This is a genomic window from Gemmiger formicilis, from assembly GCF_016901605.1.
GTDB lineage: Bacteria > Bacillota > Clostridia > Oscillospirales > Ruminococcaceae > Gemmiger > Gemmiger formicilis_B.
Genome location: NZ_JACJKP010000104.1, coordinates 1 through 11,060 on the forward strand (window position 1 = coordinate 1; position 11,060 = coordinate 11,060).

Annotated in this window: 10 protein-coding genes and 1 riboswitch; of the genes, 1 reads left to right on the plus strand and 9 read right to left on the minus strand. The window is 60.4% G+C overall.

Annotation, left to right across the window (positions count from 1 at the left end; translation table 11 throughout):
- Positions 1 to 260: 260 nt before the first annotated feature.
- The 9 genes from brnQ to H6B10_RS09180 form a co-directional block, all read right to left on the minus strand.
- Positions 261 to 1,604, minus strand: a complete 1,344-nt coding sequence (brnQ, locus tag H6B10_RS09140) for a branched-chain amino acid transport system II carrier protein (RefSeq protein WP_204651320.1) — start codon at positions 1,602 to 1,604, stop codon at positions 261 to 263.
- Between the two features lie 78 nt (positions 1,605 to 1,682).
- Complete coding sequence (locus H6B10_RS09145) at positions 1,683 to 3,038, minus strand: CNNM domain-containing protein (RefSeq protein ID WP_204651321.1); 1,356 nt, start codon at positions 3,036 to 3,038, stop codon at positions 1,683 to 1,685.
- A gap of 205 nt (positions 3,039 to 3,243) precedes the next feature.
- On the minus strand, positions 3,244 to 3,663 hold the full coding sequence (locus H6B10_RS09150; RefSeq protein WP_204651322.1) for a YbaN family protein: 420 nt from the start codon (positions 3,661 to 3,663) through the stop codon (positions 3,244 to 3,246).
- 16 nt (positions 3,664 to 3,679) lie between these two features.
- Positions 3,680 to 5,335, minus strand: coding sequence for an amino acid ABC transporter ATP-binding/permease protein (locus H6B10_RS09155; protein WP_204651323.1), 1,656 nt, complete (start codon positions 5,333 to 5,335; stop codon positions 3,680 to 3,682).
- Complete coding sequence (locus tag H6B10_RS09160) at positions 5,332 to 7,068, minus strand: ABC transporter ATP-binding protein/permease (RefSeq protein ID WP_345941729.1); 1,737 nt, start codon at positions 7,066 to 7,068, stop codon at positions 5,332 to 5,334. The genes H6B10_RS09155 and H6B10_RS09160 overlap by 4 nt, the downstream gene beginning before the upstream one ends.
- Positions 7,068 to 7,409, minus strand: coding sequence for a heme transporter CcmB (locus tag H6B10_RS09165; RefSeq protein ID WP_204651325.1), 342 nt, complete (start codon positions 7,407 to 7,409; stop codon positions 7,068 to 7,070). Before H6B10_RS09165 ends, H6B10_RS09160 begins: the two co-directional genes overlap by 1 nt.
- Before the next feature lie 166 nt (positions 7,410 to 7,575).
- Complete coding sequence (locus tag H6B10_RS09170; protein WP_204651326.1) at positions 7,576 to 7,863, minus strand: winged helix-turn-helix domain-containing protein; 288 nt, start codon at positions 7,861 to 7,863, stop codon at positions 7,576 to 7,578.
- A 77-nt stretch (positions 7,864 to 7,940) separates the two neighbouring features.
- Complete coding sequence (locus tag H6B10_RS09175) at positions 7,941 to 9,302, minus strand: sensor histidine kinase (RefSeq protein ID WP_204651327.1); 1,362 nt, start codon at positions 9,300 to 9,302, stop codon at positions 7,941 to 7,943.
- On the minus strand, positions 9,296 to 10,012 hold the full coding sequence (locus H6B10_RS09180) for a LytR/AlgR family response regulator transcription factor (protein WP_204651328.1): 717 nt from the start codon (positions 10,010 to 10,012) through the stop codon (positions 9,296 to 9,298). Before H6B10_RS09180 ends, H6B10_RS09175 begins: the two co-directional genes overlap by 7 nt.
- 224 nt (positions 10,013 to 10,236) lie before the next feature.
- A riboswitch (TPP riboswitch) is annotated at positions 10,237 to 10,346 on the plus strand.
- 272 nt (positions 10,347 to 10,618) lie between these two features.
- Between H6B10_RS09180 and thiW the strand changes: the two genes are divergently transcribed.
- A partial coding sequence (gene thiW / locus H6B10_RS09185; protein WP_204651329.1) for an energy coupling factor transporter S component ThiW occupies positions 10,619 to 11,060 on the plus strand: 442 nt, incomplete at its 3' end.

The window sequence follows — 11,060 nt, forward strand, 5'->3', positions numbered from 1 at the left end:
GCCGGTGTCATCGGGACCGCCGTACTCGTTTTTCAGGTTGTTCAGGCTCAGCAGGGTACCGTCGGGATTCTGGAACACAAAGGTGCCGTCCGCCCCGGTGGTACCGGTGGCAATTCTCACCATCGTCAGCGGGCTTGCGCTGACCGGCTTGTATCTGGTACGCCGCCGTAAGCGCTGAACAACCCCTGCCTGACATAATAAAAATCCCCGCCGCTGCGAAAAACCGCAGCGACGGGGATTTATTGCTTTTCTTAGGATATTCAGGCAGGACGCACCCGGCGCAGCACCAGACCGATGACCAGGCCCACCACAGCGGGCAGCACCCAGCCAAAGCCCTGACTGCACAGCGGCAGCCAGGTTTGCGCCCAATCCACCACCGGTTCCAGATGCAAAGCCGCCTGGGCCTGCGCCGGCAGGGCCCGCAGCAGGTCAAAGACCGCCGCCACCATGGTGCAGCCGATGGTCCACCGCAGCACGGTGCGGTGGTTGCCGAACAGACTGCCGCCCAGGGTGAGCAGAATCAGCACAATGGAAAGCGGATAAAGGAACATCAGCACCGGGGTGGAATAATCCAGAATGGCATTCAGCCCCAGGTTGGCAACAAGGAAGGACACCACACTGAAGGTGACCGCCCAGGCCCGGTAGGAAGGCCCGCCAGGGAAGATTTTGACAAACGTTTCGCCGCAGCTGGTGACCAACCCCACCGCCGTTTTCAGGCAGGCAATGGTGACGGTGGCCGCCAGAATCAGCGCTCCCGCAGGACCAAAGTAGTATCCGGCGATTTGGGCCAGGGCTTCGCCGCCGTTGCTGGAAGCTTCAAACTGGCCGCGGCTCTGGGTCCCCACCACCGTAACCATCAGATAAATCAGTGCCATCAGCAGCGAGCTGAACAGTCCCGCAAACACCGTGCTCTTGGCCACCTCGCCGGGTTCTTCCACCCCCAGGCTGCGGATGGCGTGGACCACAATGATGCCGAAGGCCAGCCCGGCCAAAGCATCCATGGTGTTGTACCCTTCCAGCAGACCGGTGGAAAGCGGCGCCGCGGCATAACTGCCGGTGGGTTCAATGTCCGCCACCGCCCCCAGCGGAGCGGTCAGCGCCCGCAGAATCAACACTGCCAGAAAGCAGAGGAACAGCGGGTTAAGTACTTTGCCGATCCAGGTCAAAATCTCACCGGGACGCAGCGAGAAAAAGAGCACCGCCCCAAAAAACACCAGCGAGAAAACGGCCAGAGCCGCCGTCTGCCCGGTCTGGGGCAGCATGCGCTGGATGCCCACGGTATACGACACCGTGGCACAACGGGGAATGGCAAAAAACGGGCCGATGGTCAGGTACAGCAGGCAGGTAAAGAACAGTCCGTAGCCTTTGCCCACCCGGCTGCTCAGCTCCAGCAGCCCTTCTTCCCGGCTGACGCCCAGCGCCGCCACGCCCAGCAGCGGCAGGCCCACACCGGTGATCAGGAAGCCCACCGAGGCCAGCCAGAGGTTTCGCCCCGCCAGCTGCCCCATGGATGCCGGGAAAATCAGGTTTCCTGCGCCGAAAAACATGCCGAACAGCATGCTGGCAACCACGATCAGTTGCCGGAAGGTAAGTTTTTTCATCATCCTATGCCTCTTACACATGATACGTTCGGTTTCATTATAACGCAGTTGCCGTTCCGGGTAAACCCCGGCCCCGCAAAATCACTTGTCCCGGGGTTCTTCCGCCGGGGTGCCCTGCTCTCCATTTCCGGCGGGGATCTTTTCGATGCGTGCGCGCACGATCTTGCGGTCCCGCACGTCTTCCACCGCAATGCGCAGGCCGTTGGTTTCCACCGTAAAGCGGGCGCCGTCCTGGGGGATGGCGTGCAGGCAGCTCATGACCATACCGCCCACCGTTTCGTAATCGGCATCCGGCGGCAGTTCGATTTGCAAGATATCGGCCAGGTCCTCGGCCCTCAGGCTGCCTTCCACCTGCCAGACGCCGGGGGCCACTTCCAGAATGGGCTGGGGTTCCTCGGGGTCAAATTCATCATAGATATTGCCCACAATCTCCTCCAGCAGATCCTCCATGGTCACGATACCGGCGGTGCCGCCGTATTCATCCACCACCACAGCCAGATGGTGTTTATTGGCCTGCATATCCCGGAAAAGCCGGTCGGCATGGACATTTTCCGGCACAAAATAGGCCGGACGCAGCAGTGCCTGCAGCGGCTGGGGGTTCTCCTGCTGGCGGTTGAGCAGAAAATCCCGGGCATTGAGGATACCGCACACATCGTTGACGTTCTCGCGGTAGACCGGGTAGCGGCTCAGGCCGGTGCGGCGGATGGTATGCAGAATTTCTTCCGGGTCCTGGGTCAGGGCGATGGCTTCCACCTCCGGTTCCGGTGTCATCACATCGCTGGCCGTCAGGTCGCCGAAATCAAAAACGTTCTCGATCCACTGCTGTTCTTCCTGGGCGATGGTGCCCTGCTCCCCGCTGTTTTCCACCATCAGGCGGATATCCTCCTCACTGGCAGCGGCATCCTCGGCTTCGGTTTTCAGGCCGAAAAGGCGCAGAGTACCGTTGGTAGTCACCCCCAGCAGCGCCATCATGGGGGCAAACACCACACTGATGCCGTGCATGACCCCCAGCGCCGCCCGGGCCCAGGCTTCCGGCCGCTGCATGGCGATGCGCTTGGGCACCATCTCGCCAAAGGCGATGGAGAAGAAGGAAATCACAATGGTGACCACCACCATGGATACCACCGACAGTGCCCCTGCCGGCAGCGGCAGCCCCAAACCTGTGAGGAAATCCGTCAGGTAGCCGGAGAAGTTCTCGGTACCGAAGGCGGCGCCCAGGAATCCCGACAGGGTAATGGCTACCTGAATGGCCGACAGGAACCGGTTGGGATTTTCCACCAGGGCCAGCAGTTTACCGGCGGTTTTATCGCCGCCGTCTGCCTGTTTGGCCAGCTTGACCGCATTCAGAGAGAGGAACGCGATCTCTGACCCCGCAAAAAAGGCGTTGAGCAGAATGAATACAAGTTGCAAAAGAATTTGGGCGGGTAAGTTTTCCACAGATATTTCTCCTTTGTTGTTTGGCGGTAAAGACGCAAAAAAGCACAGCCCTGCGCCGCAGTGCGACGGGGCTATGCCTTTTGATAAACAGAATGATTCGGTCGGGCCGGGTCGGCTTCGCCCTCAACATTCATAGTATGATCCGTTTCCTTTCCGCAGTAACTACTGTCTTAGTGTAATATTATACCCTGCCGGTACCGCCGCGTCAAGAGGGGTCCCCCGACGGGGCAGATTCCCGTGCAGGAGCGGAAACCTCCGGCAAGGTTTTGACGCCGAACAGGAAGTACAGCACATGCCCTACCCAGACAAAGGCCAGCACGATGCGTCCCACTGCCACGGCGTGCATGGCCGCAAAGGCCACCGCCATAAGCAGGGTGACCGTAACCATTATGCGGATTTTGGCACGGCGGGTCATCCCCCGGCCGGCGGCCAGATCGGCCAGATTTTCCCGGTAGAGGCGGGTCCCCTTGAACCAGCGGTCCAGCCGGTCACTGCTTTTGCCAAAGCCGTAGGCTGCCACCAGCAAAAACGGGAAAGCCGGCAGCAGGGGCAGCACCGCCCCCAGCGCCCCCAGGCCCAGGCCCAGGAAGCCCAACATCAGATAACAGAGTTTGCGAAGCGACATGCGGGTTCTCCTTTCATCAGCTGACACGTCCGTTTTCCACCGAGTAGACGGTGTCGGCAATGCCCATGGTGGACGCCCGGTGCGATACCAGTACCACCGTGCGTTTGCCGTGTTCTCCTTCCAGCGCCCGCAGGATCACCGCCTCGTTCAGACTGTCCAGGTTGCTGGTAGGTTCGTCCAGCAGCAGGAAGGGTGCATCGTGCAGAAACGCCCGGGCCAGCCCCAGGCGCTGCCGTTCGCCGCCGGAGAGGGTATCGCCCAGTTCTCCCACGGGGGTATCGTACCCCTGGGGCAATGCGGCAATAAAATCATGAATGGACGCTTTGCGGCAGGCCGCCTGCAGTTCCTCATCGGTGGCGTCCGGTTTGGCAATGAGCAGGTTGTTGCGGATGGAATCCCGGAACAGATGGGTTTCCTGGGTAACAAGCCCCTGCATGCGGCGCAGGTTGTGGGTGTTGATGGTCTCCACATTGCAGCCCGAAATCTGAACGCAGCCCTGCTGTACCTGCCAGAACCGCAAAAACAGCTTGAGCAGGGTGGATTTACCGCTGCCCGACCGGCCCACAATGCCGATGGTCTGCCCCTGGGGCATCGGCACCGACACATCCTGCAGAATGGTTTCGTCTCCGTAGCCGAAGGTCACCCCTTCCGCCCCTGCGCCCCCGAAGGTCACATCAGGGTGGCCATGGATATCCCGTACCCGGGGCACCTCCTCCAGAATATCCAGCACCCGGTTGCCGGCGGCAAAGGTGTTTTGCAGCGTCGCCCCCAGGCTGGCCAGCGCCACCGTGGGACCGAAGGAACTCATAAGCGCGATGGTGGGAATCAGCACGCCATCCAGCCCTACCGCCCCGCGCAGATACAGCACCGAGGCTGCAGACAGCATGGCCAGGTCAAAGGTCCACAAAATCAGCTGGGTGGCGGCGGTGTTGCGCCCCGCGTTGCGTTTGAGCCGGGCTTCTTCCTCCGAAAGTTTGTTGGTGCGTTCCTGCATTTCCCGCAGACGGGTCTGCCCGGCGCCGTACTGGAGTGTTTCCGGCAGGCCGCGCAGACTGTCCAGCACAAAGGCTGCCAGCGCCCCCGAATCCTTGCGGAACCGCAGACCATCCTGCCCCGCTGCCCGGGAAGTGACCAGCGGCACCACGATGCCCACCACCCCATAGGCCGCCAGGGCCAGCAGCCCCAGCAGCGGATGATACCCGCCGATGAACAGTACCATAATGCCGCTGAACAGCAGGGCGATCAGCGCCGGAGAGATGGTATGGGCGTAGAATACCTCCAGCAGTTCAATGTCGGAGGTGATGACCGTGATCAGGTCCCCTTTGTCCCGGCCTTCCAGCTTGGCGGGGGCCAGACGGCGCAGGGCGCGGAACACCCGGTCCCGCAGCAAGGCCAGCAGTTTGAAGGCAATAAAATGGTTGCATGCCTGTTCCCCATAGCGCAGTACCGCCCGCAGCACCGCCATAAGGGCAGCCGCCCCGAACAGCCCTGCCAGCGGCAGCGGCCCGGCAAAGCCCAGCACCTGCAGGATGCCAAACCCGCCAAACACCGTCAAAAAGGTGGCGCACAGGTGCCCGGCCAACCCCATGGTCACGGCCAGGGCCATATACCCTGCCAGGGGCCGTACCAGCCCCACAAGCCGGGCCATTACGGCAAAACCGCTTCGTTTCATGCAGGCACCTCCTGTTTGGTGTAGTGTTCCAGCTGCTGCTGGGCGTTCCAGAGTTCGGCGTAGCGGCCGCCTGCCGCCAGCAGTGCGGCATGGGTGCCGCTTTGCACCACCCGGCCGCCGTCCATCACATAAATCCGGTCCGCACCGGTGCTGTTTGCCAGCCGGTGGGAGATGAGAATGACCGTTTTGGTCCGGGCCAGTTCCCGGATCAGGGCCATAATGTCGTTTTCGCTTTCCACGTCAATGTTGGACGTAGCTTCGTCAAAGATATAAATCGGGCTGTCGTGAAGCAACGCCCGGGCCAGCGCCAGCCGCTGGCACTGGCCGCCCGAAAGGTTGGCCCCTTTCTCGGCCAGCAGGGTATCCAGCCCCTGCCCGGCGCGCAGAAAATCCGCCAGCCGCACCTTTTCCAGCACCGCCCACAAAGCGGCATCGTCGGCCCCCGGGGCAGCCATGGTCAGGTTTTCCCGCACGGTGCCCTTAAAGAGGTAACTGTTGTGGGAAAGATAGGTCACGGTGCGCCCCAGGCTTTCCTCCGCCACCTGCTCCAGCGGTACCCCGCCAATGGTAACCTGCCCCTGCCGGCAGCGGCGGCGTCCGGTAAGCAGCGCGGCCACGGTGGATTTACCGCAGCCGGACTCCCCTGCAATGGCTGTGAAACTGCCCCGTGCAAATTCCATAGTAACGCCCTGCAACACGGGACATTCCGGGTCATAGGCAAATATCACCCCGTCCAGTGCCAGCGTGCAATCCCGGGGAACGGGCTGTTTGCCCCGGGGGCGTTCGGGCGTATCCAGCAGGCGGAAGATTTTTTCACTGGCTGCCATGCCATTCATAGCCACATGGAAAAAGCTGCCCAAAAGGCGCATGGGCAAAAAGAAATCCGCCGCCAGCAGCAAAATCATCAGGCAGCCCTGCAGGCTGACCGCACCGGCCGCAAACCGGCTGACCGCCAGCACCATGCCCGCTGCCGCACCGCCGTAGGCGATCAGGTCCATGATGGTAATGGAATTGAGCTGCATAGTCAGTACCCGCATGGTGATCTTGCGGAATGCCTCGGCCTGGGCGTTCATCTCGGTATTCTTGCGGTCATCGGCTTCGTAAATTTTCAGGGTCGTCAGGCCCTGCAGATTTTCCAGAAAAGTATCTCCCAACGCCGTATACTGGCCCCAGTACCGGCCCAGCAGTTTTTTGGCCCAGGTCTGCACAGCAGCAATGGCCGCGGGAATCAGCGGCACACAGACCAGCAGCACCGCCGCCAAAGCCGCATCAATGGGGGCCAGCACCGCAAACAGCGTCAGCGGCGCCAGCATGGCATAAAAGAACTGGGGCAGATACTGCCCAAAGTAGATTTCCAGCTGGTCCACACCTTCCACAGCCACCTGCACCACCGCGCTGGTCTGCACTTCTTCCCGGTAGGCCGTGCCCAGGCGCAGCAGTTTTTCATACAGCAGCGTACGCAGCCGGGCTTTGACCGTTTTGCTGGAAAGGTAACTCATCCGGGCTGCGCCCACCGCACAGACAAACCGCACCGTCAAAGCAGCCAGGGCCAGTGCTGCGGTTCCACCCAGGCGGGCGGCAGTCACATGGCCCTGCCACAGGGTCGCCAGCAGGCCGCTGACAGCCCCCACCAACAGGATGTTGGCCCCCAGCGCCACCCATTGCAGCGCCACATTGGCGGCAATGTAACGGCGGCTTTCCGGCACCAGGGCAATCAGCCGTTTATCGATCATCATACCGCCGCATCCTCCTTACGCCCGCACCGCAGAGCAAAAACAAAAATATGAATGGCCAGAAAGAACACACAGGTGATGGAAATCACCTTATGCAGGGCCAGCACTAGCGGCAGTTCCTCCAGCACCAGACTGAGCACCCCGCTGCCAAAAGCCAGCACCACCCCGCCCAGCAAAGCCCAACGCCGGGGCCCCAGCCGCCGACGGCAGACGGCAGCGTGCACCAGGCAGAGCAGCAAAAACACCGCAGATGCCAGTTTGTGAACGATCAGGCCTGTCAACGGCACCGACAGTGTGACCACAAAGCTGATCAGCAACAGCCAATGCAACAGTCTTTTCATGCAAAATTCCTTTCTGTTCCAAAGTTTCCTCGTGCAGTTAGCATATACTAACGATAGGCCTCAAAAAAAGCCGCCGGCGATTAGCGGCAGCTAACTTTGAATAGAATAGCAATTTTGCAAACCCCTGTCAAGACCTGCAGCTTATTTTTTCACAGCGCTTTGCAGGTTACCGGCGCTTAAGGCTGTAGCCTTTGCGCATGACCGAGCGGATCTCCCCCTGCAGGCCCAGTTTCTGGCGCAGCCTTGCAATGTGGATATCCACCGTGCGGGTCTGGATGGGCGCGGTCACATCCCATACCCGGTGCAGCAGTTCTGCCCGGGAGTAAACGCGCCCGGCCCCGTTAAGCAGCACCATCAGCAAGCGGTATTCGGTCTGTGTGATGTGTACTTGTTCCCCCTGGCGGTACACCCGCTGTTCCTCCGTATCGATGATCAAATCTTTGTAGTGTATCATACCCGCCTGCCTGTTCCCGGTTTCCTTTGCCTTATGGTTGAGTATACCCCGGCAGGGGCGGAAATTCCACAAAACTGTCATGAACGGGGCAAAACGTGTCGTGAACGGGGGATTTTTTCAGCTTTGCTTTCCGGCGGCCGGTCCGGCCAGTCGGCACTGAACACAAAGCGGCCTTTTTCGTAAAAGCAGGTGTATTCGGCGCCGTACCGCTCCAGAATTTCCTCCACATTCTGCAGGCCAAATCCGTGGAGCATGGGGTCCTGCTTGGTGGTGGCAGGCCGTCCGTTCTCCATCCGGACCGGGTGACTGGGATTCACCACCGAGATCGACAGACTGGGCGGGTTGCCCTTGGCGTGGTAGAGGATTTCTGCCTCCACCCAGCGGTCCCGTTCCGGCAAAGCGGCGCAGGCTTCCATGGCATTGTCCAGAAGGTTGCCCAGCACCAGCGTTGCATCCACCGGTTCCAGACGCAGCGCCGAAAGATCGTTGACCCGGAACCGCAAATCCAGCCCCCGCTTCTGGGCGGCATAGCCTTTCTGGTTGAGCACGGCGTCAATAGCCGCATTGTGGGTATTCACCAGCAAAATACGTTCGGTCTGGCGGATTTTCAGTTCTTCCAGATAGCGCTGGGCCTGTTCCACATTCCCCTGTTCCAGCATACCGGAAAGGGTGGTCAGGCAGGCGCGGAAGTCGTGAGTCAGTTTGCGCTGGGCGCTGTACGCCTGACTGAGGGCCTGCAGGTTTTCGTCCTGAAGACGGGCCCGTTCCCGGGCGGCTACCAGAGCCTCCCGGTCGATGGCACTGCGTTCCAGCCGGTCAAAGAGCAGCAAAACCGCTATATCCACCACATCCAAAACCAGAAACACCCCCTCCCATTGCTGCTCGACCCGGGTGTAAACAGCATAAAAAGCCACCAGTGTCAATACGGGAAAGATGGTGACCAGCGGCACCCAGACCCGGGGCGCCGCATCGCTGTCGGGCAGGGGTTTGTGCAGCAGCCAGACCACCAGACCAATAGCGGAACAGGACATAGCCTTTATCACAAACACCACCGAATACAGCGGGATGTTCCAGATCAGCTGAAAATGGGTCAGGTCAAACAGCTGCATGGCGCCCCAGTCTATCCAGTAGTTGGGTACGCTGAACAGCGCATACCCCGCCACCGACACAAACAAAGCCCGGTCCCACCGGGCACGGTAGAACACCATCACAATCAGTGCATTGCACAGGCAGCTGCCCAGCGCGGCAGCCGTACGGGTATGAAGATCCATATAGGCAAACTTGCTGGAAAGCTGGTTCACCGCCGCCAGAATGAGCGCCAACCACAGGATGGACCGTTCCCACCGGCGGTGGAAAAAGCTTTCAAAAATCAGGATGCTCCCCACCACACCGGCCACCAGACTGAGCAGAGAAAGAAAGTCACTCCATATATCTAGCATACCTGCCGTCCTTTCCAGGCCAGGAAACGCTGCTTGCTGACACGGTAGCTGCGGGTACTCACCGGCAGCGCCGTACCGTCGGTCAGCCGGGCACCGGTGCTTTGCAGCGTATCCAGATAGGCCATATTCACCAGGTAGCTTTTGTGCAGCCGCAAAAACCCCTGATCACGGAGCAGTTCTTCCAGCTGGGTCAGGGTGGTATGGGTGACCAGGTGGGAGCGGGGTCCCCCCTGCAGGTGAAGATGCCGGTCCCGGCCCCGGCTTTCGATATACATTAAAGCGGGCAGAGGCACCGCCACCGGTTCCCCGCCGCATACCAGTTCCACCGTCTGACGGCGGGCGCAGCAGATGGCCAGGGCGTCCTCAAAGTAGGCTTCCAGCTTGCCGTCCAGTTCCCCTTTGGCCAGGTAGCGAAAGGCGTTGACCTCGTAGCCTTCGGGGGCGTACTCTTTATAGTTCGTCACAAAGATCAGCACGGTATCGGGCCGGGTACGGCGCAGGGTACGGGCCACCTCGATGCCGTTGCACTGCCCCAGGTCAATATCCAGAAGCAGCAGGTCGCAGGGTTCCTCGTCCGCCAGCAGGGCGGCCGGGTCGGTCAGGCAGCGCACCCGCATACTGCGCGGCGAAAAAGCCGGCAGCGCCTCGATCCGCTGTGCCAGGTCGGCAGTAAAAGCAGCGTCATCATCACAAAGTACAATGTGCAGCATGGTATCTCCTTTTTAGGATGGGAAAAGGGAAAATTCTGTTTTCACGATAGTACACCCGCCGCACTTTGTCAATGCCCGGACAACGCAAAAGCCCGGCCCCTTGCAAGGCCGGGCTGGGGCATGCGGTGCAGTTCTGGCAGGAGCAGTGCGGCAAAGCGTAACGGGAACTTTTTTGCCGAAATCCATTGACGCAGTCCCCGCAGGGGATTATAATAACAACCAAACAGAACAACCGGGGGAGCTTGTGTGGACAGGCTGAGAGGAAGGAATCACCTTCGACCCTTATACCTGATGCGGATAATGCCGCCGTAGGAAGTCGTGGGAGATTGTACTTTTTTCGGGAGGCGCCGTTTCAGGCGTCTCCCGATTTTTTTGTGTCTTTGAAGGGAAAGGAAGTGAAAACGCTCCGCGGACGACACCGCGGCGGGCAGAGGGGGAGCGCCCTGTGTCTGGTTTGTACAGCGATGGGAAGCCGTGTTCCGGCGTGAGAGGAGGCCAGCAAGCCTCGACCGATTTTCCGTTGGCAGGGGTGGTCCCCGCCCGTGATTTTGCGGGAAAGTGTCGCTGTACAGCTGTTTTCCCGCCGCATGCAAAGGAGTTATCGTCATGAAACATCAAAACGTTCACAAGCTGGCCCTGGCCGGCATCTTTTGTGCCATTGCCGTTGTCGGCAGTCTGTTTTCCTTCCCCATGTTCGGCAGCAAGTGCGCGCCCATCCAGCACATGGTCAACATTCTCTGCGCCGTACTGCTGGGGCCGTGGTATGGCATCGGCGTAGCTTTTGCCGCCAGCCTGATCCGCAACCTGACCGGTCTGGGCAGCCTGATGGCCTTTCCCGGCAGCATGTTCGGCGCCCTGCTTTGCGGCCTGGCCTACGCCGGTACCCGCAACCTGCCCCTGACCCTGATTGCCGAGGTGTTCGGCACCTCCATCCTGGGCGGGCTGTGCGCCTATCCGGTAGCCATTCTCTTTATGGGCCAGGCCGCCGGGGATATTGCCTTCTACGCCTACATTATCCCCTTCCTGGTATCCACCGCCGCCGGTTCCG